This window comes from Micromonospora sp. WMMA1998 (assembly GCF_027497375.1).
Taxonomy (GTDB): domain Bacteria; phylum Actinomycetota; class Actinomycetes; order Mycobacteriales; family Micromonosporaceae; genus Micromonospora; species Micromonospora sediminicola.
In genome coordinates this window covers 5,110,681-5,132,340 of record NZ_CP114911.1, presented here as the reverse complement: position 1 = coordinate 5,132,340, position 21,660 = coordinate 5,110,681, and the positions used below count along the sequence as shown (strand labels likewise).

20 protein-coding genes are annotated in these 21,660 nt (G+C 72.7%); 6 read left to right on the top strand and 14 right to left on the bottom strand.

The window, feature by feature from the left end; translation table 11 throughout:
- Positions 1 to 5: 5 nt before the first annotated feature.
- Genes speB through O7600_RS23755 form a run of 7 tightly spaced genes read right to left on the bottom strand, consistent with a single transcriptional unit; the run spans position 6 to position 7,733 of the window.
- Positions 6 to 1,019, bottom strand: a complete 1,014-nt coding sequence (speB, locus tag O7600_RS23785) for an agmatinase (RefSeq protein ID WP_281590717.1) — start codon at positions 1,017 to 1,019, stop codon at positions 6 to 8.
- A complete protein-coding gene (locus O7600_RS23780) occupies positions 1,016 to 2,218 on the bottom strand; it encodes a saccharopine dehydrogenase C-terminal domain-containing protein (protein WP_281590716.1) in 1,203 nt (400 codons plus the stop codon). Before O7600_RS23780 ends, speB begins: the two co-directional genes overlap by 4 nt.
- A complete protein-coding gene (locus O7600_RS23775; RefSeq protein WP_281590715.1) occupies positions 2,218 to 3,639 on the bottom strand; it encodes an FAD-dependent oxidoreductase in 1,422 nt (473 codons plus the stop codon). The genes O7600_RS23780 and O7600_RS23775 overlap by 1 nt, the downstream gene beginning before the upstream one ends.
- On the bottom strand, positions 3,636 to 4,466 hold the full coding sequence (locus tag O7600_RS23770) for an ABC transporter permease (protein WP_281590714.1): 831 nt from the start codon (positions 4,464 to 4,466) through the stop codon (positions 3,636 to 3,638). Before O7600_RS23770 ends, O7600_RS23775 begins: the two co-directional genes overlap by 4 nt.
- A complete protein-coding gene (locus O7600_RS23765) occupies positions 4,463 to 5,374 on the bottom strand; it encodes an ABC transporter permease (RefSeq protein WP_281590713.1) in 912 nt (303 codons plus the stop codon). Before O7600_RS23765 ends, O7600_RS23770 begins: the two co-directional genes overlap by 4 nt.
- Entirely contained in the window at positions 5,371 to 6,543 is a 1,173-nt protein-coding gene (locus tag O7600_RS23760; RefSeq protein ID WP_281590712.1) for an ABC transporter ATP-binding protein, read from the bottom strand. Before O7600_RS23760 ends, O7600_RS23765 begins: the two co-directional genes overlap by 4 nt.
- A 5-nt stretch (positions 6,544 to 6,548) precedes the next feature.
- Positions 6,549 to 7,733, bottom strand: a complete 1,185-nt coding sequence (locus O7600_RS23755; protein WP_281590711.1) for a spermidine/putrescine ABC transporter substrate-binding protein — start codon at positions 7,731 to 7,733, stop codon at positions 6,549 to 6,551.
- Between the two features lie 206 nt (positions 7,734 to 7,939).
- Here O7600_RS23755 and O7600_RS23750 point away from each other — a divergent pair, with 206 nt between their 5' ends.
- The 3 genes from O7600_RS23750 (at position 7,940) to O7600_RS23740 (ending at position 11,685) form a co-directional block, all read left to right on the top strand.
- Positions 7,940 to 8,452: an Lrp/AsnC family transcriptional regulator gene (locus O7600_RS23750; protein ID WP_091581749.1), complete on the top strand. Its 513-nt coding sequence runs from the start codon at positions 7,940 to 7,942 to the stop codon at positions 8,450 to 8,452.
- 506 nt (positions 8,453 to 8,958) lie between these two features.
- Positions 8,959 to 10,305 carry an aspartate aminotransferase family protein gene (locus O7600_RS23745; RefSeq protein WP_091581753.1) on the top strand — a complete coding sequence of 449 codons (1,347 nt, stop codon included), beginning with the start codon at positions 8,959 to 8,961 and terminating at the stop codon, positions 10,303 to 10,305.
- A gap of 3 nt (positions 10,306 to 10,308) precedes the next feature.
- Complete coding sequence (locus tag O7600_RS23740; RefSeq protein WP_281590710.1) at positions 10,309 to 11,685, top strand: FAD-binding oxidoreductase; 1,377 nt, start codon at positions 10,309 to 10,311, stop codon at positions 11,683 to 11,685.
- Positions 11,686 to 11,815: 130 nt separating this feature from the next.
- Here the strand turns inward: O7600_RS23740 and O7600_RS23735 are convergent, their stop codons facing one another.
- The gene (locus O7600_RS23735; RefSeq protein ID WP_091581759.1) at positions 11,816 to 12,187 is read right to left on the bottom strand and encodes a DUF3499 domain-containing protein; all 372 of its coding nucleotides are present in this window, start codon (positions 12,185 to 12,187) and stop codon (positions 11,816 to 11,818) included.
- Between the two features lie 153 nt (positions 12,188 to 12,340).
- Between O7600_RS23735 and O7600_RS23730 the strand changes: the two genes are divergently transcribed.
- Positions 12,341 to 12,790: a metallopeptidase family protein gene (locus O7600_RS23730; RefSeq protein WP_018787548.1), complete on the top strand. Its 450-nt coding sequence runs from the start codon at positions 12,341 to 12,343 to the stop codon at positions 12,788 to 12,790.
- Positions 12,791 to 12,850: 60 nt separating this feature from the next.
- On the opposite strand, the gene O7600_RS23725 is transcribed toward O7600_RS23730, so the two are convergent.
- The 6 genes from O7600_RS23725 to O7600_RS23700 form a co-directional block, all read right to left on the bottom strand.
- Complete coding sequence (locus O7600_RS23725; protein WP_013284161.1) at positions 12,851 to 13,111, bottom strand: WhiB family transcriptional regulator; 261 nt, start codon at positions 13,109 to 13,111, stop codon at positions 12,851 to 12,853.
- A gap of 459 nt (positions 13,112 to 13,570) precedes the next feature.
- The gene (locus O7600_RS23720; protein WP_281590709.1) at positions 13,571 to 13,912 is read right to left on the bottom strand and encodes a phospholipase; all 342 of its coding nucleotides are present in this window, start codon (positions 13,910 to 13,912) and stop codon (positions 13,571 to 13,573) included.
- Between the two features lie 12 nt (positions 13,913 to 13,924).
- Positions 13,925 to 15,322 carry a DUF4331 domain-containing protein gene (locus O7600_RS23715; RefSeq protein ID WP_281590708.1) on the bottom strand — a complete coding sequence of 466 codons (1,398 nt, stop codon included), beginning with the start codon at positions 15,320 to 15,322 and terminating at the stop codon, positions 13,925 to 13,927.
- Between the two features lie 72 nt (positions 15,323 to 15,394).
- A complete protein-coding gene (locus O7600_RS23710) occupies positions 15,395 to 15,688 on the bottom strand; it encodes a hypothetical protein (protein WP_091581768.1) in 294 nt (97 codons plus the stop codon).
- Between the two features lie 150 nt (positions 15,689 to 15,838).
- Positions 15,839 to 18,358: a bifunctional FO biosynthesis protein CofGH gene (locus O7600_RS23705; RefSeq protein ID WP_281590707.1), complete on the bottom strand. Its 2,520-nt coding sequence runs from the start codon at positions 18,356 to 18,358 to the stop codon at positions 15,839 to 15,841.
- A 141-nt stretch (positions 18,359 to 18,499) separates the two neighbouring features.
- Complete coding sequence (locus tag O7600_RS23700; RefSeq protein ID WP_281590706.1) at positions 18,500 to 19,462, bottom strand: hypothetical protein; 963 nt, start codon at positions 19,460 to 19,462, stop codon at positions 18,500 to 18,502.
- 99 nt (positions 19,463 to 19,561) lie between these two features.
- On the opposite strand from O7600_RS23700, the gene cofD reads away from it, so the two are divergent.
- The gene (cofD, locus tag O7600_RS23695; RefSeq protein WP_281590705.1) at positions 19,562 to 20,560 is read left to right on the top strand and encodes a 2-phospho-L-lactate transferase; all 999 of its coding nucleotides are present in this window, start codon (positions 19,562 to 19,564) and stop codon (positions 20,558 to 20,560) included.
- Positions 20,557 to 21,642 (top strand): coenzyme F420-0:L-glutamate ligase, encoded by a 1,086-nt coding sequence (locus O7600_RS23690; RefSeq protein WP_281590704.1) that lies wholly within the window; start codon positions 20,557 to 20,559, stop codon positions 21,640 to 21,642. The genes cofD and O7600_RS23690 overlap by 4 nt, the downstream gene beginning before the upstream one ends.
- Positions 21,643 to 21,660: the final 18 nt, after the last annotated feature.

Here is a 21,660-nt window from a genome sequence, read left to right as displayed (position 1 = left end):
CAGGGTCAGCGGGAGTCGAGGAGGGGTTGGTGCGGGTTCCACGGGGTTCCGGTTTCGGCGTCTCGGCGGCGGCGGGCGATCGCGGACAGCGCCTCCAGGACCACGCGGTTGCCCAGGTAGGCGGTGATGTCGGCGTGGTCGTACGGCGGGGCGACCTCGACCACGTCCAGGCCGACCACGGGCAGTTCGTAACAGACCCGGCGGACCGCGTCGAGCAGCTCGCGGGAGGTTAACCCGCCCGGCTCGGGCGTGCCGGTGCCGGGGGCCATGCCGGGGTCGACCACGTCCACGTCGACGGAGAGGAACACTCCCTCGCACTCGTCGGTCGCGATGCCGAACGCCTCGGTGAGGCAGGTGTCCAGGCGCCGGGCCACGATCTCGGTCATCTCGTACGAGCGCATCCGCTGCTCGGCCATCCACGCCAGCGTCTCGGGGCCCGGCCAGTAGCCGCGCAGGCCGATCTGGAGGAAGCGGTCGCCGCGTACCGCGCCGGACTCGATGAGCCGGCGCATCGGCTGGCCGTGGCCGTGCAGGGACCCGAACTCGACGTCGCCGGTGTCGGCGTGCGCGTCGAAGTGCACGAGCGACACCCGGCCGAGCCCGTGGTGTCGGGCCACCCCGGTGGCGTCCGGCAACGCGATCGAGTGGTCGCCGCCGAGCACCACCGGGATCGCCCCGGCGGCGGCGACCGCGTGCACGGCGGTCTCCAGCGCGGCCAGCGAACGTTCGATGTCGCCGCCGAACATCTCCACATCACCGGCGTCGTAGACGCACAGGTCCTTCAGCGCGTCCACGCGCAGCGCCAGGGACGGCCGGGAGCCGTCGTGCGGCAGGTAGCAGGCCTGCCGGATGGCGGACGGGCCGAAGCGGGTGCCCGGCCGGTGCGAGGTGCCGCCGTCGAACGGCGCCCCGATGATCACCACGTCGGCGTCGGCGTAGGTGACCGGCTCCTCGACGGTGCACGGCGGCACGCCGAGGAACGTCACGTCGGGGCCGTACATCGGGCCGTACCGGGTCATCGCTCCTCCATCCCCCACGGTGAACCGTAGTCGGTGAGCAGGTCGAGGAAGGGCGTCGGCGGGAACGCCTCGGGCCCGAGCACGCCCGCGCCGGACCAGGCGCCGCTGGCCAGCAGTTCCAGCGCGACGACCGGGTTGACCGCGGTCTGCCAGACCACCGCCTGGTGCCCGTACTCGGCCATCGACCACTCGTTGTCGACCACGTGGTAGAGGTAGACGCGACGCGGGCGGCCGTCCGGCCCGGTGCCGGTGACGTACGTCCCGGCGCACGTCCTGCCGCTCATCCGGTCGCCGAGCGTGGCCGGGTCGGGCAGCGCGGCGGCCACCAGATCGCGCGGTGACACGTCGACCCCGCGCACGCGCACCGGTTCCGTCGCGTCCAGCCCGAGCTTGTGCAGTGTGCGCAGCACCTCGATGAACTCCGCGCCGAGGCCGTACTTGAAGGTGACCCGCTTCGCCGGCACCCAGCGCGGGATGAGCAGCACCTCCTCGTGCTCGACGTTGACGCACTCGACCGGGCCGATGCCGGCCGGGAAGTCGAACACCTCCGGCTCGCTGAACGGCTCGGTGGTGAACCAGCCGCGCCCGGCCTCCCAGACCACCGGCGGGTTGAGGCACTCCTCGATGGTGGTCCAGATGGAGAACGAGGGGGCGAACTCGTAACCGGCGACGGTGAGGTTCGCGCCGTCGCGTACCCCGATCTCGTCGATCTCGGTGAACAGCTCGTCGGCGGCGTAGCGGGCGAAGACGTCGGACAGGCCCGGTTCGACGCCGATCCCGCACAGCGCCAGGCGGCCGGCGGCGGCCCACCGGTCCGCGACGGCAAACTGCTCGTCGCCGAGCTTGACCCCGGTTTCCGCGTAGGGGTGCTGGGGGTGCGGCCGGGACAGCGACATCGCCATGTCGAGGTAGTCGGCCCCGGCCGCGAACGCGCCGTCGAAGATCGGCATGACGAAGCGCGGGTCGACCGCGTTGAACACGTGAGTGATCCGGTGCTCCCGGCAGAGCGCGGCGACCGCCTCGGCGGAGGACGCGTCGACGGTGGCGGCGACGAACCGGTCACCGTGGCCGGCGACCGCCCGGGCGCCGCGTGCCGGGTCGTGGTCGGCGACCACCACGGTCTCGAAGAAGGAACGGCGGGCGGCGATGGATACGGCGGCGGAGCCGACGCCACCGGCGCCGACGAGCAGGATACGCATCAGGAGTCGAACCCCAGTCCAAAGCGGTCGAGAGTACGGAGCCAGAGGTTGCGCCGCCCGTCCCGCGCGTCGGCGCGGGCGAGCGACCAGCGGGTGAGGTTGATGCCGGCGGCCCGGAACGGCTCCGGCGGAAACGGCAGCGGCTTGCGGCGCACCAGGTCGAGCCGGGTCAGCGGGGTGTCCGCGCCGGCGAGCAGGTCGAGGGTGACGCGCGCGCCGAAGCGGGTGGCGCCGACGCCGAGCCCGGTGTAACCGGCGGCGTACGCCAGCCGCCCGGAGTAGGCGGTGCCGAAGAACGCGCAGAACCGGGTGCAGGTGTCGATCACGCCGCCCCAGCGGTGGCTGAACCGCAGCCCGTCGAGCTGGGGGAAGGTCGCGAAGAAGTGCGACGCGAGCGTGGTGAAGGTGGCCTCGCGCCGTTCCAGCGCGGGCGCCACCCGGTTGCCGTAGTGGTAGACCGCGTCGTAGCCGCCGAACAGGATCCGGCCGTCGGCGGTGAGCCGGTAGTAGTGGAACTGGTTGCCGGTGTCCGCCAGCCCCTGCCGGTGGCGCCAGCCGATCGCGTCCCGCTGGGCCGGACTCAACGGCTCGGTCGTCAGCGCGTAGTCGTAGACCGGCACGGTCCAGGCGCGCAGCCGGCGCAGCAGCGGCGGGAACGCGTTGGTGGCCAGGGCCACCCGCCTCGCCCGTACCGTGCCGGGCGCGGCATCCGGGCCGCCGGCCGTGGTGGCGCGCAGCGCGGCCCCGTCGGTGACCAGGCCGGTGACCCGGGTGTGCTCGTGGATCCGGACGCCCAGGCCGAGCGCGGCGCGGCGCAGCCCCCAGGCGAGCTTCGCCGGGTCGAGCAGCGCCGTGCGGTCCCGGTCCCACATCCCACCGAGGTACGTCGGCGAGGCCACCTCGGCGCGGACCTCGTCGCGGTCGAGCAGCCGTACGTCGTGGCCGTACCGGCGACCCAGCTCGGCGTCGGCGGCGAGCCCGTCGAGCTGGTACGGCTCGACCGCGACCGCCAGTTCGCCGGTCCGTTCGAGGTCGCAGTCGATGTCGTACGTCGCCACGGTGGCGGCGATCTCGTTCAGGTTCTCCCGGCCGAGCCGTTCCAGCTCACCGATCTCGCCGGGGAACCGCTCGATGCCGTTGGCCAGCCCGTGGGTCAGCGACGCGGCGCAGAAGCCGCCGTTGCGCCCGGACGCCGCCCAGCCGCAGGTGCCGGCGTCGACGAGCAGCACGTCCCGGTCCGGATCGGCCTCCTTGGCCAGCAGCGCGGTCCACAGCCCGGCGTACCCGCCGCCGACCACCAGCAGGTCGGCGGCGTGCGCGCCGGCCAGCGGCGGCAGCGGGTCGGGGCGTTCCGGGCGGTCCAGCCAGTACGGGACGGGCGCGGCGTCGGCCAGCGCCCGGCCGGTATGCGGGAGCGTCATGGCTTCCCCGCCGGGGTGGCGATCACCGCGAGGGCGGCCCGTCGGGACCGCCGGCCGCGCAGCGAGCTGGCCCCGACCAGCAGCAGCGCTATCCCGAACATGGCCGTGCCGATCACGTTGACCTGCGGCGGGATGCCCCGCTGGGCGGCGCCCCAGACATACATCGGGAACGTGACGGTGGTGCCCGCGTTGAAGTTGGTGATGATGAAGTCGTCGAAGCTGAGCGAGAAGGCGAGCAGCGCGGCGGCCACGATGCCGGGCAGCACCAGCGGGAGCGTGATCCGGCGGAACGTCTGCCACTCGCTGGCGTAGAGGTCCATGGCGGCCTCCTCCAACCGCCGGTCCATGCCGGCGAGCCGGGCCTTCACGGTGACCACCACGAACGACACGCAGAACATCACGTGCGCGATGACGATGGTCCAGAAGCCCTGTGGCACCCCGGCGGCGACGAAGAGAGCGAGCAGCGAGGTGCCCATCACCAGTTCCGGGGTGGCCATCGGCAGGAAGATCAGGCCGTTGATGCCGGACCGCCCCCGGAAGCGGTGCCGCACCAGGGCGAACGCCATCAGCGTGCCGAGCACGGTGGAGACGACGGTGGCGATCAGGCCGATCTCCATGCTGCGCACCACCGCGTCGCACATGTCGGCGGTGGCACAGGGGCGGGCCCAGTTGTCCAGCGTGAACTCGTTGAAGTCGTAGGAGAGCCGGCTGGACGGCCGGTTGAAGGAGAGCCCGGCGACCACCACGATCGGCAGCGTGAGGTAGCCGAGGACGAGCAGGGCCACACCCATCACCCACCGGTCGGCGAGCCAGCGCCTGAACCTCACAGCACCTCCTCCGTGCCGGCCTTGCGCAGGTAGACGAAGACGATGGCCAGGATCGCGGCCATCAACAGGAAGGACAGCGCCGCGCCCTGCGGGTAGTCCAGCCGGACCAGGAACGCCGAGTCGATGACGTTGCCGATCATGTACTCGTTCGGGGTGCCGAGCAGCTCAGCGTTGATGTAGTCGCCGGTGGCCGGGATGAAGAAGAGCAGCGTGCCGGCGATCAGGCCCGGCATCGACAGCGGCAGGGTCACCCTGCCGAACGCGCGCAGCGGGCTCGCGTACAGGTCGCTGGCCGCCTCCAGCAGCCGGGGGTCGAGCCGTTCCAGACTCGCGTACAGCGGCAGCACCAGGAACGGCAGGAAGTTGTACGTCAGGCCGAGCACCACCGCGATCGGGGTGGCGAGCAGCCGGCCGTCCGGGCCGAGCAGGTGCACGTCGCGCAGCAGCCCGACGAGCGCGCCGTTGTCCGACAGGATGGTCTTCCAGGCCAGCGTGCGTACCAGGAAGCTGGTGAACATCGGCGCGACCACGGCGACCAGCAGCAGGTTCTTCCACCGGCCGGCCTTCTGCGCGATCGCGTACGCCAGCGGGTAGCCCATCAGCAGCGCCAGCACCAGCGCGATCGCGGAGTAGAGGAACGAGCGCAGGAACTGCGGCCAGTACGCCTGCAACGCGTCCGGATAGTTGCCGACCGCCCAGGTCATCGCGTATCCGGTGGAGAGCGAGCCGGCCGGGTCGTAGAGGCTGGCGGCGGCGAGCTGGAGCAGCGGCAGCGCGAAGAAGACCAGCAGCCAGGCCGCGCCGGGCAACAGCAGCAGGTACGGCAGGAGGCGGTGCCGCCGCCGGGCGCGGTCCGGCGCGACGGACCCGGTCGGCGCCGGCCCGCCGAGGTGGGCCAACGCCGTCATGTGGCGGCCTCCACGCGCTCCGCCGCCGCCGTGACACCGCCGTCCGCCGGCTCGTCACCGGCCCCGACGGAGTCGCCGTCGCGGGACAGGACGAAGGAGTGTCGCGGATGCCAGTGGGCGGTGACCTCGGCGCCGGGCACCAGCCGGGCGTCCGGCTCGCTGTTGGCGGTGAACACCGACATCTCCTGCCCCCAGGCGGTGCGGAGCAGGAACTCGGTGCTCACGCCGGCGTAGCAGATGTCGGTCAGCACACCGCTGACCGCGTTGCGGCCGGCCGGCACGTCGGCGCGCTCGGCGACCAGGTGCAGCTTCTCCGGCCGTACGCCGAGCCAGACCTGCCCCTGCCGGGACCGGGCCCGCCCGAGCGGGGCGGCGAACCGGTTGCCGTGGCCGGTGACCAGCAGGTCGTCCGCGTCCCGGCCGCTGACCTCGGCCTCGATCAGGTTGGACTGGCCGAGGAAGTTGGCCACGAACGGGCTGGCCGGGTACTCGTAGATGTCCGCGGGCGCCCCGAGCTGCTCGATCCGTCCGGCGTTCATCACCGCGACCGTGTCCGCCATCCACATCGCCTCTTCCTGGTCGTGCGTGACGTGCAGGAAGGTGATGCCGACCTCGGCCTGGATCCGCTTCAGCTCGATCTGCATCTGCCGGCGCAGCTTCAGGTCGAGCGCGCCGAGCGGCTCGTCGAGCAGCAGCACCTGCGGGTGGTTGATGAGCGCCCGGGCCAGCGCGACGCGCTGCTGCTGGCCGCCGGAGAGCTGGGCGGGCCGGCGTCGGCCGTACCCGTCGAGCTGGACCAGCGCGAGCATCCGCTCGACCTGCTCGCCAACCTTGCGGATGCCGCGACGGCGCAGCCCGAAGGCCACGTTCTCGTGGATGTCGAGGTGCGGGAAGAGCGCGTAGCTCTGGAAGACGGTGTTGACCGGCCGCTTGTACGGCCGCAACCCGGTGATGTCCCGGTCGCCGAGCAGCACCTGCCCGCTGGTCGGCGCCTCCAGCCCGGCGATCATCCGCAGCGTGGTGGTCTTGCCGCAGCCGGACGCGCCGAGCAGGGCGAAGAACGAGCCCTGCGGAACGGTCAGGCTGAGGTCGTCGACGGCGGTGAAGACACCGAACCGCTTGGTCAGGTCGGCCAGTCGCAGATCGCCGGCCGGGGTTTCCTGCGTCATCTGCCTCACGCCCCGATGACCTGCTGGAACTTGGTCTCGTACTCCTTCTCGCGCTGCTCGTCGAGGGCCATGAAGACCTTCGACTTCGCCAGCATCGCGTCGTCCGGGAAGATGAGCGGATTCTCGGCCAGGTCCGGGTCGATCTTCTCCATCTCGGCCTGTGCGCCCTGCACCGGGCAGATGTAGTTGACGTACGCGGCCAGCTTCGCCGCCACCGCCGGGTCGTAGTAGTGGTTCATCAGCGCCTCGGCGTTGGCCTTGTGGGTGGCCTTGTTCGGCACCAGCATGTTGTCCGACCAGAGCATCACGCCGGACTCGGGCACCACGAACTTGATCTTCTCGTCCTCGAAGCCGAGCTGGATCACGTCGCCGGACCAGCCGATGCACGCGGCGATGTCACCCTTGGCCAGGTCGGGGGCGTAGTCGTTGCCGGTGAAGCGCCGGATCTGCTTGCTGTCCACGGCCTTGCGGAGCTTGGTCAGCGCGTCGTCGAACTGGGCCGGGGTGAAGTTGGCCGGGTCGTGGCCGCCGGCCTGGAGCAGCAGGCCCATGGTGTCGCGCATCTCCGACAGCACGGTCACCTTGCCCTTGAGGTCGGGGCGGGTGAGCAGTTCGTCGACGGTGCGGATCTCCTTGGTCACCTTGGCGTTGTAGGCCAGGCCGGCCAGCCCGGACTGCCAGGGGACGGCGAGCTGGGTGTCCTTGTCGAAGGACCGGCCGCGCAGCGACGGCAGCAGGTTCGCCTCGACGTTGCCGATCTTCGCCTTGTCCAGCTTCTGGATCCAGCCGAGCCGGATCATCCGGGCGGCCATCCAGTCGGTGAGCACCATGATGTCCCGGCCGGTGCTCTGGCAGCCGGCGAGCTGGTTCTGCACCTTGCCGAAGAACTCGTTGTTGTCGTTGACGTCCTCGGTGTAGGTCACCTGGATGCCGGAGGCGGCCACGAACGCGTCGAGCGTGGGCCGCTTCGACTCGTCCTTCTCGTCGGTGTCCATGTACTGCGGCCAGTTCGAGAAGGCGAGCTTCTTCTCGGTGGCGGAAACGTCGTCGCTCTGGCAACCGGCTTCGGTCTGCTGGGCGCCCTTGGTGCCGCAGCCCGCGAGGGTGCCCGCGGTGGCGAGCAGGGCGGCCGAGCCGAGGGTCCCGGTGAGCAGACCACGCCGGGTGAGGGTCCGGAGGGGACTACGCATGTGACGACTCCTTGGGGGCATCGTCGGCGGCGGGACGGGGGTTGGCTCGCCGGCGGAGGGGTCAGTGGCGATGGAGGCCTGATCCTGACATGAGAACCCCTCCCTTACAAGGGATTCCGTTGCCGGAATAGCCATGCACCACGAAATACGCCAGACTGCGCCGGGGCACTACGCTCAGCACGGAGATTCGGACATGGGGAGCGGCGATGGCCAACCGGCACCTGGAGAACGGCAACGGCAACCGTCGCGTGACGGTGCGTGACGGCGCCAGCCACGCGCTGCTCGACGACGTGGCGAAGCAGATCATCGAACAGCTCCAGGAGGACGGACGACGCCCGTACGCGAGCATCGGCAAGGCGGTCGGCCTCTCCGAGGCGGCGGTACGCCAGCGGGTGCAGCGGCTGCTCGACGCCGGCGTCATGCAGATCGTCGCGGTGACCGATCCGCTCCAGCTCGGCTTCCCGCGCCAGGCCATGATCGGGCTGCGCACCGACGGCGACCTGGAGACGGTCGCCGACCGGTTGGCCGAGTTCGAGGAGATCGACTACGTGGTGATCACCGCCGGCTCGTTCGACCTGCTGGCCGAGGTGGTGTGCCGCAACGACGCGCACCTGCTGGAGATCCTGCAGAAGCTGCGCGGGGTGGCCGGGGTGGTCTCCACCGAGGCGTTCGTCTACCTGAAGCTGCGCAAGCAGACCTACAGCTGGGGCACCGCCTGAGCCGGTGAAGTCAGGCCGCGTGGTCGCTGCTGTCGCCCAGCAGCGCCGCGGGGAAGGCCCCGCAGCTGTCCAGCCTCCACCGGCCGGAGTCCCCCGCAGTAAGCCTTTCGAGCTGATATCGCCGACGACTCAGAGCTGTGAGCGCGAGGCGCGGAGAAGGGCGCCGCGCGGAGGCACGTAGCGCCGGAGCGGCGATCGCGTCGTCCGGCAACACGTCGGCGGAGACCTCGGTGAGCCGGCCCAGCGGCCCGGCGGGTCCGGGTGGCGGGCCGGCCGTGCGTGCGTGCGTCGGCGGCGATATCACCAATGACTCAGCTCGAAAGGCGCTCGATCCGCCACCGGGCCCGCCCGGGACAGCCGCGAAATCCGTCGCCTACGCGTACCCAGGTCGCTGAATCCGTTGCATCTATCCGACGAAAGTTGCGTTATCAGCAATGACTGTGGGATAACCGTGGGCAGAGCGGCCGGTGTCACCCCTGACCGGCCCGAGACCCGATGGGGCTGCCATGGCCAACGCCACCGACCACCTCTGGATGCACTTCACCCGGATGGCCAGCTACTCCGCCGGCGAGGTCCCGACCATCGTTCGCGGCGAGGGCGCCTACGTCTGGGACGCGCAGGGCCGCCGCTACCTGGACGGGCTCGCCGGGCTCTTCGTCGTCAACGCCGGCCACGGCCGGACCGAGCTGGCCGAGGCCGCCGCCAAGCAGGCCGGCGAGCTGGCCTACTTCCCGCTCTGGTCGTACGCCCACCCGACCGCGGTCGAGCTGGCCGAGAAGATCGCGACGCTGACCCCGGGCGACCTGAACCGGGTCTTCTTCACCACCGGCGGCTCGGAGGCCGTCGAGGCGGCCTGGAAGCTGGCCCGGGCCTACTTCAAGCGCACCGGCCGGCCGAACAAGCACAAGGTGGTCAGCCGTTACATCGCCTATCACGGCACCTCGATGGGCGCGCTGTCGATCACCGGCCTGCCCGGCATCAAGAGCGACTTCGAGCCGCTGGTGCCCGGCGGCATCAAGGTGCCGAACACCAACTTCTACCGGGCGCCGGAGCACGGCGACGACGCCGAGGCGTTCGGCCGCTGGGCCGCCGAGGAGATCGGCCGGGCGATCGAGCGGGAGGGGCCGGACACGGTCGCCGCGGTCTTCCTGGAGCCGGTGCAGAACTCCGGCGGCTGCTTCCCGCCGCCGCCCGGCTACTTCGAGCGGGTGCGCGAGATCTGCGACGCGTACGACGTGCTGCTGGTCAGCGACGAGGTGATCTGCTCCTGGGGTCGGCTCGGCGAGTACTTCGGCGCCACCCGGTACGGCTACCAGCCGGACATCATCACCACCGCCAAGGGCATCACCTCCGGTTACGCCCCGCTCGGCGCGATGATCGCCAGCGACCGGCTGATGGAGCCGTTCCTCACCGAAACCGGCATGTTCGCCCACGGCGTGACGTTCGGCGGCCACCCGGTCTCCTGCGCGGTGGCCCTGGCCAACCTGGAGGTGTTCGCCCGGGAGGACCTGGTCGGGCACGTCCGGGCCAACGAGGACGCGTTCCGGTCCACCCTGGAGAAGCTGCACGACCTGCCGATCGTGGGTGACGTGCGGGGCGACGGCTACTTCTACGGCATCGAACTGGTCAAGGACAAGACCACCCGGGAGACGTTCGACGAGGCCGAGTCCGAACGGCTGCTGCGCGGTTTCCTCTCCACCGCCCTGTTCGACGCCGGGCTCTACTGCCGGGCCGACGACCGGGGCGACCCGGTGGTGCAGCTCGCCCCGCCGCTGATCGCCGAGCAGCAGCAGTTCGACGAGATCGAGCAGATCCTGCGCGCGGTGCTGACCGAGGCGTGGTCGCGGCTGTAGACCGTGGGCTACCAGGACCTGTCGTACTGGCTGTCCAGCCTGGACGAGCCGCTGACCCCGCGACCCGGGTTGCCCGGCGACACGGACGCCGACGTGGCGATCGTGGGCGCCGGGTACACCGGGCTGTGGACGGCCTACTACCTGGCCGAGGCCGACCCGACGCTGCGGATCGTGGTACTGGAGCGGGAGATCGCCGGGTACGGCGCCTCCGGCCGCAACGGCGGCTGGTGCTCGGCGCTCTTCCCCACCTCACTGCCGGCGCTGGCCCGCCGGCACGGGCGGGACCGGGCGCTCGCCATGCAGCGGGCCATGCACGACACGGTCCGCGAGGTGGGCCGGGTGGTAGCCGCCGAGGGCGTCGACTGCGACTGGCGGGCCGGCGGCACGGTGGTGCTGGCCCGCACCGGGCCGCAACTCGACCGGGCCCGGGCCGCGGTGGCCGAGGCCCACGCGTACGGGCTGACCGACGACGACCTGGTGCTGCTCGACGCCGCCGAGGCCGCCGCCCGCTGCGCCGCCGACGGGGTACGCGGCGGCACGTACACCCCGCACTGCGCGGCCGTGCACCCGGCGAAGCTGGTCCGAGGGCTGGCCCGGGCGGTGGAGCGCCGGGGCGTACGCGTGCACGAGCGCACCCCGGTGACCGCGCTGCGGCCCGGGGCGGCGGTGACCCCGGCGGGCGTGGTGCGGGCGCCGGTGGTGGTCCGCGCGACCGAGGGCTTCACCCCGGCGCTGCCCGGGCACCGGCGGTCGGTCGCGCCGGTCTACTCGCTGATGGTGGCCACCCCGCCGCTGCCGGAGGAGGCGTGGGCCCGGATCGGCCTGGCCGAGCGGGAGACGTTCTCCGACCACCGGCACGTCATCGTCTACGGCCAGCGCACCGCCGACGGGCGGCTCGCCTTCGGCGGTCGGGGCGCCCCCTACCACTACGGCTCCCGGGTGCGCCCCGACTTCGACCGGGAGCCCTGGGTGTTCGCGGCGTTGCGCCGGGCGCTCGGTGAGCTGTTCCCCGTGCTCGGGCCGGACGTGCCGGTGACGCACGCCTGGGGCGGTCCGCTCGGGGTGACCCGGGACTGGGCCCCCTCGGTGGGGCTGGACCGCCGCACCGGGCTGGCCTGGGCCGGGGGCTACGTCGGCGACGGCGTCGGCACCAGCAACCTCGCCGGCCGTACGCTGGCCGACCTGATCACGGGCCGGGAGAGCGACCTGACCGCGCTGCCCTGGGTGGGGCACCGCTCCCCGCGCTGGGAGCCCGAGCCGCTGCGCTGGCTCGCGATGAACGCCGGCCTGAAAATCATGTCCTCAGCGGACCGGAGCGAGCACCGCATAAATCGCCCCTCCCGCCGAGCCCAAACCTTCAACCGCTTTCTGGGCCACTGACCCACTCCCGGCCTCCGGTCCCCACCCACCCGGTTGATCATGAAGTTGGCGGCACCCAGAGAGATCGAAATCGCCGTCAACTTCATGATCGCCGCGACGACGGCCGGGCGGAGGGTGGGGCGCCGAGGGGTCAGTGGTTTGGGGGGATGACCCGGAGGTGGCCCCGGCGGCCCTGCTGGTGCGGGGGCTGGGGGGAGGGCTGGTCGTCGGACGGAGGGCGGGGCGGGGCGGGGCGGGCCGCCTCACGGACCGCCTCGGCCAACGCCACCAGGTCGTCCGTGGTGGGTGGCGGCGGCTCGAACTCACCCTCGTGCCGGACCACGTCCCAGCCGCGCGGGGCGGTCAGGTTGCGGGCGTGCGGCTCACAGAGGTCGTACGTGTGCGGTTCGGCGAACGCCGCGAGCGGGCCCACCACCGCCGTCGACTCGTTGTAGACATAGGTCAATGTGGCGACCGCTTGCCGGGGGCAGCCGTTACGGGAGCAGCGCCGTGGTGACCTCACGGCGGCAGGGTATCCCCATTACCGGGTCCGGCGCACCGCTTCGCGTTACGACACGCCCGTCATGGTGATCACAATTCGTCCGATCGGCGCACCGGCACGCCGGCCGACCGCGCCACGGCGGTCCGGCCCGGTGGCCGGGCTACCCTGTGCCTCATGACCAGCCCGCAGAACCGCCGTCCCGGCTCCGGCCGGCGTACCCACCGCGACCGGCACGGTCGGGGGCTGCGCGGGCGTCTGGTGCCGGCCACCGTGCCGCTGGCCCGGACCAAGGCCGAGGTCTTCGACGACCTGGTGCTCGACACGGTGGAGACGCTCGAACGCCGGTTCGCCAAGGAGCTGGCCGGGGTGGAGTTCGCGGTCGAGGACGTCCCGCCGGATCTGAACGTCTACGACTCGGACGTGCTCGAGGACGGCGAGGTGCCGCTCGCCCGGCTGCTGCCGGGCCGGCCCGGCCGCCAGGAGGTGCCGCCCCGGATCGTGCTCTACCGGCGGCCGCTGGAGTTCCGCGCGATGGACCGGGAGGACCTCGCCGACCTCGTGCACGACGTGATCATCGAGCAGGTGGCTAACCTGCTCGGCGTCGACCCCGACGAACTGGCCTGACCGGCCGGACGCCGACCGCGCGGACCCGGGCGGCCCCCACCGCCCCGGTCCGTACGCTCCTCAGGCGGCGACCCGCCGCTTGAGCTTGCGCCGCTCCCGTTCGGAGAGGCCGCCCCAGATCCCGAACCGCTCGTCGTGGCCGAGCGCGTACTCCAGACATTCCGTCTTCACTTCACACCGCGAGCAGATGCGCTTCGCCTCGCGGGTCGAGCCGCCCTTCTCGGGAAAGAACGCCTCCGGGTCGGTCTGCGAGCAGAGCGCCCGCTCCTGCCACTCCGGCGCGTTCCCGAGCAGGTCGGCCACCTCGAGCTGGCCGTCCATCGATTGCCTCCTTGTCGCGCACCGGCGTCATTCGCCGCTGCAACCCCCCACGCGAAAGGCGTGCCTGTCCGTACGGACCTGTTTTGTTGCGTTCCGTGCGAACAACCCCATTCAAATTACACGCGTGTAATGCGTGCGCCGTCAAGCCAAACTTGATAATGGAGTCGCCCTCCCGACACGACCGGGACGACCGCTGCGGCCGCCCGTAGCCTCGCAACCTGCCCTATCGATTCAGACCCCGGACGAGTAACGCCCTCCCCGGCGAGTTGCCCCAAGTTTTCTGCCGTGGCGCACCGTCGGGTGGGCCGGCCGGACGCCCCCGCCGGCCGTCGTTCCAAGATCAGAATTGGTGGGCCAAAGGGTAACGCGCCCGTCGCGGTACCGCCCGTCGAGCCGGTCAACGCCGACCGCGCCCCGTCCATCATGTGGACGGGGCGCGGGGGCCGGCGCGGCGGTCGGTCAGTCCAACCGGGGCGGTGGACTGCTCGGCCAGGCGAATTCGGCGATCGCTCCACCGGTGACGGAGATCGCGCCGGCGGGCGTGACATCGTCCCACCAGACGGTATAGGGGCCGGCCTCCAGGTCCGGGTAGACGGCACTGTGGAAGACGCCGTCGCGCACGTGCCGTTCCCGGACGGCGGAGTGGGTACGGGGTCCCTCCCGGTCCGCGCGGCTGATCTCGATCTCGTGCCCGTGCAGCTCCCGGCCGGTGTGGATGATCAGCGCGCCGGAGTCGCCGCCGAGGTCGAGCACGACCGTGCCGCTGAACGACGGTCCCAGGTCGTGGTGCTGGTGCGGCATCCCCCGCTCCCGTCAGGACTTCTTCGCCGGCGGGTTGTTGAACCCGTCGTACGGCGTGCCGAGGAACGGGAAGTCGCCGAGGAACGGCGCGGTCACGTCGCCCGCGTCCAGCCCCGGGGTGACCGCCGCCGCGGCGGCGTCCGGCTTGAACGTCTTGTCCACCAGCGGGACGGTGAGCCCGGCGATCGCCCGCAGCGCGATGGTCACCACGTCGTCGCCCACCCGGCGGCCGTTCGGGAAGCCGGCCAGGTCTCCGCCGAGCACGCCGAACCGGTCCGGCTTGGGGCTGGGCCGGATCGCCGTGTTCAGGCGCAGCATGTCGGCCTGCACGTCGCCGGTGGTGTTGGCGAAGCCGTCGATCAGCCCGGCCGGTACGCCGGTGAGCAGGATCGCCACCAGGTCGGCCCGCGGCTTCTTGGCCTTGTTCAGCGCGTCCAGGTTGGGGAAGACGCCCGGGTAGAGCGTGGGCAGCAGGGCGGCCAGCTCGGGGCGCTCGACGAACCCGGCGAACCGCTTGTCCTCCGACGGCGGCAGTGTGTTCCACAGGTCCTTCTTGGACATCGGCACAATGACCTCGTTGAACAACGGGTTGCCGAGTCGTGACACCTGGGTGAAGGGGCCGGCGGCGGTGTCCGCGGCCACCCGGTCGCCCAGCACCCGGACCTGCTGGCGCGACGCGCTGGTCCAGACGCCGATGGTGGAGGCGCGGTCGGCGTAGCCGTACCGGCTGGCCCGGCGGCGCACCTTGCTCAGCGGCACCTGCACCGCGATGCTGTGCACGTTCAGCCGGTCCAGCGCGTTGACCGGCTCGCCCTCGGTCTTGAACAGCTTCTTCCCGGCCACGTGCAGCTGCTGGAACGGCCGCAGCGTGCCCAGGTCGAACACCGCGCCCAGGTCCACGAAGAAGCCGTCGGCGCGCTGGCCGGCGAAGACCTTCTCCCCGGTGGACAGCTTGAACGTCGCCTGCTTCACCAGGTTCTGGTAGTTCGGCGTGGACAGCGGGCCCACGTTGCACGGCGGGCAGGGCAGCTTGTGCGCCAGCACGTGCTCACGCCCGTCCGCGATCCGGGTCAGCCGGTAGAACTGGCGCCGGTTCCAGTTCTTGCTCTCCAGCGACTCGATCGGCCCGGTGTTGTAGAGAAAACTGTTCTGGTTCGTGATCTCGGTGGTGAATTCGAAACGATAGGTGACGTCCGGATAACCGTCACCGTCGTTGTCGACGTGAATCTCGTACCGGACGTCGTCGCCGAACTCGAAGAAGTTCGGGCCGCCGGAGGGGAGCTGCACCGGCACGTAGTTGGCGATCAACGTGACCGTGTCCGGCTGGCTCGGACTGACGAACGCGTAGAGATCGGAGCTGTCGGCGACCGGATCCTTGGCGATCTCCGGGGCCTCACGGTGAGAGGACATGGCGGACCACACCTTCGTCGGGTGAACGGAAGTCGGGACCGGCGCCGGGAGCCCGCGCCGGGAGGGGCGGGATCAGCGGCGGCCGGCGGCGCGCACCAGACGGTCGGCCAGACCCCGGTCGCGCACCTGGACCCGGGTCGTGCCGACGAAGACGTCCATCGCGCCGGTGGCGGCGTCGCGGAGATGCACCACGATCGGCTCGTCGCGCCGGCTCGCCGTCGGGGCGTTCTGCGCGGCGGACAGGCCCGGCACGGTGAGCGCGGCCGCGCCCAGGGTGGCGCTCGCGGCGGCGGTCAACGTCTGCCGCCGGGTCAGCCGCGGCCAGGGCCGCCGCTTCGGGGCGTCGGTGGTCTCGTCAGTGCTCATCGGCAACCTTTCCGGGCCGGCGCCGCGGCGCCGCGGGGGCGGGCACCCGGACGCCGCCGGGTCCCCGGGCTGGGGGTCACCGGCGGCGGTCCTCGCCGCAACCGCCGCCGGCATCGACAGGTACGGCCGGCGGCGGGGAAAGGTTCGACGTCAGGCGCCGGTGTGACCGTACGCGGTCGTCCGCTTGCGGAACGGTCGCCCGGCCGCCGAGGCGATCGCCCGCAACTGCTCCTCGGTGCGCGCCGAACCGTTGCCCGACCCGGCCATCCGGGAGATCGTCTCCTCCATCAGCGTGCCGCCGAGGTCGTTGCAGCCGCCCCGCAGCATCTCCACCGTGCCCGCGTCGCCGAGCTTCACCCAGGAGCACTGGATGTTGTCGATCCGGCCGTGCAGCAGCAGCCGGGCCATCGCGTGCACCACCCGGTTCTCCCGCCAGGTCGGCCCAGGGCGGGCGATGCCGGCCAGGTAGATCGGCGCGTTGGTGTGCACGAACGGCAACGCCACGAACTCGGTGAACCCGCCGGTACGGTCCTGCACCCCGGCCAGCACCCGGAAGTGGGCCAGCCACTGGCCCGGTTGGTCGACGTGGCCGTACATCATCGTGGAGCTGGACCGGATGCCCAGCTCGTGGGCCGTGCTCACCACGTCGACCCAGGCGGCGGCCGGCAGCTTGCCCTTGGTGAGCACCCAGCGCACGTCGTCGTCGAGGATCTCGGCGGCGGTGCCCGGGATGGTGTCCAGCCCGGCCTCGCGCAGCATGCCGAGCCACTCCCGCACCGGCACGCCGGCCTTCGCCGCCGCGGTCACGATCTCCATCGGGGAGAACGCGTGCACGTGCATGCCCGGCACCCGCGCCTTGATCGCCCGGACGATGTCGGCGTAGCCGGTGACCGGCATCTTCGGGTCGATCCCGCCCTGGAGGCACACCTCGGTGGCGCCGGCCGTCCACGCCTCCTCGGCCCGGTCGGCCACCTGCTCCAGCGACAGCCGGAACGCGTCGGCGTCGCTCTCCCGCTGGGCGAAGGCGCAGAACCGGCAGCCCACGTAGCAGACGTTGGTGAAGTTGATGTTGCGGTTGACCACGTAGGTCACGTCGTCGCCGACCGCGTCCCGGCGCACGTCGTCGGCGATCCGGCACAACGCGTCCAGCGCCGCGCCGTCCGCGCCGAACAACGCCAGCGCCGTCGCCTCGTGCGCCGGCGTCAGCAGCGCGGCCGGGTCGTCCGCGGCCAGCCGCAGGCCCGCGCGCAGGTCGGCGTCCGCGCCGCCGGATCCGGGTACGCCGACCGGACGGGTGACCTTGTTCGCCACCTCGGACCAGTCGCCGTAGACGCTGTCGAAGTCACCCCGCCGGTCCTCGGTGCGGCCGGTCACGTCGATCGTGGCGTGCAGGTCGGTCCGGCCGCCGAAGACCTCCTCCGGCTCCTGCCAGGGCCGTCCCACCGGGCGGGCCGCCTCGACCGCGAGCCCGGTGGCCGGGTCGGCGAGCGCGGTGACGTGCGGCAGCAGGCGCGGGTCCAGCCACGGCGCGCCGGCCCGCACGTACTCCGGGTAGACGGTCAGCCGCTCGCGCAGCGTGAAACCCGCTTTCGCGGTGCGCCGGGCCAGCTCGTCCAGCTGCGGCCAGGGACGCTCCGGGTTGACGTGGTCGGGGGTGACCGGCGAGACGCCGCCCCAGTCGTCGATGCCGGCGCGCAGCAGCAGGTCGTACTCGCCGGCGATGAGGTTCGGCGGGGCCTGGATCCGGGCCCGCGGGCCGAGCAGCACCCGGGCCACCGCCACGGTGGCCGCCAGGTCGTGCAGCTCGGCGTCCGGCATGCCGCGCATCGCGGTGTCCGGCTTGGCGCGGAAGTTCTGCACGATCACCTCCTGGAGGTGGCCGTACTCCCGCATCGCGCGGCGGATGGCGAACAACGCGTCCACCCGCTCGGCCCGGTTCTCGCCGATGCCGATCAGGATGCCGGTGGTGAACGGCACCCCCACCCGGCCGGCGTCGTCGAGCACCCGCAACCGCACCGCGGGCTCCTTGTCCGGGGAGCCGAAGTGCGGGCCGCCCGGCTCCGACCAGAGCCGGGTCGCGGTGGTCTCCAGCATCATGCCCATGCTGGGCGCGACCGGCTTGAGCCGCTGCAACTCCGACCAGGAGAGCACGCCCGGGTTGAGGTGCGGCAGCAGGCCGGTCTCCTCCAGCACCGCCACCGCGCAGGCGCGCAGGTAGTCGAGCGTCGAGTCGTAGCCCCGCTCGTCCAGCCACCGCCGGGCCGCCGGCCAGCGCTCCTCCGGGCGGTCGCCGAGCGTGAACAGCGCCTCCTTGCAGCCCTGCGCGGCCCCCTCGCGGGCGATCGCCAGCACCTCGTCGCGTTCCAGGTAGGCGGCGGGCAGCCGGTGCGGCACGGTGGCGAACGTGCAGTAGTGGCAGCGGTCCCGGCAGAGCCGGGTCAGCGGGACGAAGACCTTCTTGGAGAAGGTCACCACGCCCGGTCGGCCGGCCTCGCGCAGGCCGGCGTCGCGGATGTCCCCGGCGACGCGGAGCAGTTCGTCCAGCGCCGGGCCGCGCGCGGTCAGCAGTGCCGCCGCCTCGTCCGCGTCCAACGCCCGGCCGGTGGCGGCGCGGCCGAGCGCCCGCCGGACGCTCGCCTCGGTCGGGACGGGCTCACTGCGATCAACCATCGGCCCAGCCTATGCGGTGCCGCTCGCGGTTCACTCGAGTGCAAGGAGGGGCCCCCGCTTAACGCCTCCGGTAGAGGCGGGGGCCCCTCTTAACACCGGCCCGCCGGGCGGGCGGCGCTTCCGCCGCCGCCCGCCCGGCGTTCAGCGCGGCTGGTTCGGGTCCTCGCGGTCGAAACGCTGGGTGCGCTCGTCCCCGGCCGGGGACGCGGGCTGGCCCGGCTCGGCGGGCTGACGCGGGATCGCCTGCGTCGGGTCCGCCGACGGCGGCTGGCCGAAGGGCGGGGCCGGCTGCGGGGCGCCGTACTGCGGCCCACCGAACGGCGGGCTCGACTGCGGGGCGGCCGGCGGCTGGCCGAACGGCGGGCTCGACTGCGGGGCGTGCGGCGGGGCGGTGTTGAACGGCGGCGCCGACTGCGGCGGGCCGTACGGGCCGGCCTGCGGCCAACCGGGCTGCGGCGGGCCGCCCGCCTGCGGGTAGCCGGCCGAGGGCTGACCCGGCTGCGGCGGCACACCGGCCGGCGGGTAGCCGCCCGGCGCCGGGTAGCCGCCGGGCTGGCCGGGCTGCTGCGGCCAGCCCGGCTGGGCCTGGCCGTAGACGCCGGGCTGCGGCTTGGGCTTCGGCACGTGGTAGAGCCGGCGCCAGACCGTGAACACCACGTACGCGGCGATCGCGAAGACGGCGAACCAGGCCACCCGGGTGAGCAGCCCGAGGAACGCGTCCAGCACCTCGCCGTCGGCGAGCCGGCCGACCAGCCAGATCAGGAACGTCAGCGCGCCGAAGACGGCGGCCACGCCGTACTCGATCAACGACACCTGGGTGATCAGTTTCGCCTTCGGCAGCACCGGGCGGACGTGCGTGGCGAGCAGCACCGCCAGCACCGGCAGCACCGTCGACTCCAGCCCGACGAAGGCGAAGAACGTGCTTCCGGCCCGACCGCTGAACGTGCTGTAGTCGTCGACCGGCACCAGCAGGCGCAGCAGGCCGACGAAGAGCAGCACGGCGTTCGCGCCGAGCAGGACGAGCGCGGCCAGTTCGCGCAGTGGCTTGGTCATCTGGCTGGCCTGCGCGGCGTCACCGGACGCGGGCTCGGCGGGGCTGGTCACGGACTCCCCCAGGGGACGAAAGCGGACAGTTGCCGACGTGAGCGTAGTCTCTCCGGCCACCCGGCGACCCACGGCGGCACGTGCGGAAGGATGGACGGCATGCGCATCGTGGTTCTGACCGGCGGCATCGGGGGCGCCCGTTTCCTGCTCGGCGTGCGGGCGTACGCCCGCCAGGTGGGCGCCGAGGTGACCGCCGTGGTCAACGTCGGCGACGATCTGCTGCTGCACGGGTTGAAGGTCTGCCCGGACCTGGACAGCGTGCTCTACACGCTCGGCGGCGGCGCCGACCGGGAGCGGGGCTGGGGCCGGGCGGGCGAGACCTGGACGATCAAGACGGAGCTGGCCGCGTACGGCGCGGAGCCCAGTTGGTTCGGCCTCGGCGACAAGGACGTCGCCACCCACCTGGTGCGCACCACCATGCTCAACGCCGGCTACCCGCTGTCGCAGGTCACCGAGGCGCTGGCGACCCGCTGGCAGCCCGGCGTACGCCTGCTGCCGGCGACCGACGACCGCCTGGAGACCCACGTGATCGTGAGCGGGAGGAGTGAGCTTGCGAGCCCCGCACTCGCGAACAGTGCCGGCACTGCCGACGAGCAGGGCCGACGGGCGGTCCACTTCCAGGAGTGGTGGGTGCGCTACCGGGCGGACGTACCCACGCACCGGTTCGTGTTCGTCGGCGCGGAGACGGCGAAGCCCGCCCCCGGCGTGGTCGAGGCGCTCGCCGCCGCGGACGTGGTGTTGATCGCGCCGAGCAACCCGGTGGTCAGCATCGCGCCGGTTCTGGCCGTGCCCGGCCTGCGGGAGGCGGTGGCCGGCGGGCCGGCCCCGGTGGTCGGGGTCTCCCCGGTCATCGGCGGCGCGCCGGTGCGCGGCATGGCCGACCGCTGCCTGGCCGTGCTCGGCGTCGAGTGCAGCGCGGCCGGGGTGGGCGGTCTCTACGGCGCCCGCTCCGACGGGGGCCTGCTGGACGGTTGGCTGGTCGCCCCGGAGGACGAGGGCACCGCGGTGCCGGGCGTGACGGTCCGCTCGGCGCCGCTGCGGATGACCGACGAACCGGCGACCGCCGCGATGGTGCGCGCCGCGCTGGAGTTGATGTGAGGCTGGAGATCCTGCCGGTGCCGGGCATCGGCCACGTGGCCGAGGGCGACGACCTGGCCGCCCTGATCGCCGGCGCGGCGCCCTGGCTGCGCGACGGCGACGTGCTGGTGGTCACCAGCAAGATCGTGTCGAAGGCGGAGGGCCGGCTGGTCGACGTGCCGGCCGACGGCCCGGAACGGCTCGCCGCGCGCGACCGGGTGCTGGCCGGGGAGACCGCCCGGGTGGTCGCCACCCGGGGCGCGACCCGGATCGTGCAGACCCACCACGGGTTCGTGATGGCCTCCGCCGGCATCGACGCCTCCAACGTGGACAAGACCCGGCTGGTGCTCCTGCCGGTGGACCCGGACGCCTCCGCCCGGGCGCTGCGGGCCGCGCTGCGCGACCGGCACGGTCTCGACGTCGCCGTCGTCGTCAGCGACACCATGGGCCGCCCGTGGCGCAACGGGCTCACCGACGTGGCGCTCGGGGTGGCCGGCATGCCGGCGATCCGCGACCACCGGGGCGAGGTCGACCCGTACGGCAACGAGCTCCAGCTCACCCAGATGGCCGTGGTCGACGAGCTGGCGGCCGCCGGCGAGCTGATCAAGGGCAAGTGCGACCAGGTCCCGGTCGCCGTCGTCCGTGGCTACCTCACCGCGACCGGCGACGACGACGAGGGCGCCCGGGCCCTGGTGCGGGACGCCTCGATGGACCTGTTCTCGCTCGGCACGGCCGAGGCGCGCGCGGACGGGCTGCGGGCGGCGGCCACGCTCCCCGACACCACCGGCGCCACCCCGGCCGACCCGGACGCGGTGGCGCGGGCGGTCGCCGCGGTGGCCGAGGTGGTCGCCCCCGGCACCGTCTTCACCCACGTCACCGACGACGAGGTACGCGCCGGTCTCGCCGCCACCGTGCCCGGCTGGCCGGCCTCGGCCGCCGGCCTGGTGCTCGGCGCGGCGCCGACCCCGGTCGACCGGGCCGACCTGGTCCGGTTCGGCGCCGACCTGCAACGCCTGCGCACCGCGCTGGCCGCCGAGGGGATCGGGTCCACGCTGCTGCCCCCGCCGGCCGGCAGCACGGCGAGCGCCACGTTGGCGCTCTGACCGGCGCCCTCCGCGGGC

What these genes read in the sequence shown, in the direction of transcription:
- O7600_RS23760 (WP_281590712.1), bottom strand. Translation starts at nt 6,543, where the DNA reads ATGACGCAGGAAACCCCGGCCGGCGATCTGCGACTGGCCGACCTGACC.
- O7600_RS23765 (WP_281590713.1), bottom strand. Translation starts at nt 5,374, where the DNA reads ATGACGGCGTTGGCCCACCTCGGCGGGCCGGCGCCGACCGGGTCCGTC.
- speB (WP_281590717.1), bottom strand. Translation starts at nt 1,019, where the DNA reads ATGACCCGGTACGGCCCGATGTACGGCCCCGACGTGACGTTCCTCGGC.
- O7600_RS23775 (WP_281590715.1), bottom strand. Translation starts at nt 3,639, where the DNA reads ATGACGCTCCCGCATACCGGCCGGGCGCTGGCCGACGCCGCGCCCGTC.
- O7600_RS23715 (WP_281590708.1), bottom strand. Translation starts at nt 15,322, where the DNA reads ATGTCCTCTCACCGTGAGGCCCCGGAGATCGCCAAGGATCCGGTCGCC.
- O7600_RS23745 (WP_091581753.1), top strand. Translation starts at nt 8,959, where the DNA reads ATGGCCAACGCCACCGACCACCTCTGGATGCACTTCACCCGGATGGCC.
- cofD (WP_281590705.1), top strand. Translation starts at nt 19,562, where the DNA reads ATGCGCATCGTGGTTCTGACCGGCGGCATCGGGGGCGCCCGTTTCCTG.
- O7600_RS23755 (WP_281590711.1), bottom strand. Translation starts at nt 7,733, where the DNA reads ATGCGTAGTCCCCTCCGGACCCTCACCCGGCGTGGTCTGCTCACCGGG.
- O7600_RS23725 (WP_013284161.1), bottom strand. Translation starts at nt 13,111, where the DNA reads ATGGACGGCCAGCTCGAGGTGGCCGACCTGCTCGGGAACGCGCCGGAG.
- O7600_RS23730 (WP_018787548.1), top strand. Translation starts at nt 12,341, where the DNA reads ATGACCAGCCCGCAGAACCGCCGTCCCGGCTCCGGCCGGCGTACCCAC.
- O7600_RS23720 (WP_281590709.1), bottom strand. Translation starts at nt 13,912, where the DNA reads ATGCCGCACCAGCACCACGACCTGGGACCGTCGTTCAGCGGCACGGTC.
- O7600_RS23710 (WP_091581768.1), bottom strand. Translation starts at nt 15,688, where the DNA reads ATGAGCACTGACGAGACCACCGACGCCCCGAAGCGGCGGCCCTGGCCG.
- O7600_RS23705 (WP_281590707.1), bottom strand. Translation starts at nt 18,358, where the DNA reads ATGGTTGATCGCAGTGAGCCCGTCCCGACCGAGGCGAGCGTCCGGCGG.
- O7600_RS23780 (WP_281590716.1), bottom strand. Translation starts at nt 2,218, where the DNA reads ATGCGTATCCTGCTCGTCGGCGCCGGTGGCGTCGGCTCCGCCGCCGTA.
- O7600_RS23750 (WP_091581749.1), top strand. Translation starts at nt 7,940, where the DNA reads ATGGCCAACCGGCACCTGGAGAACGGCAACGGCAACCGTCGCGTGACG.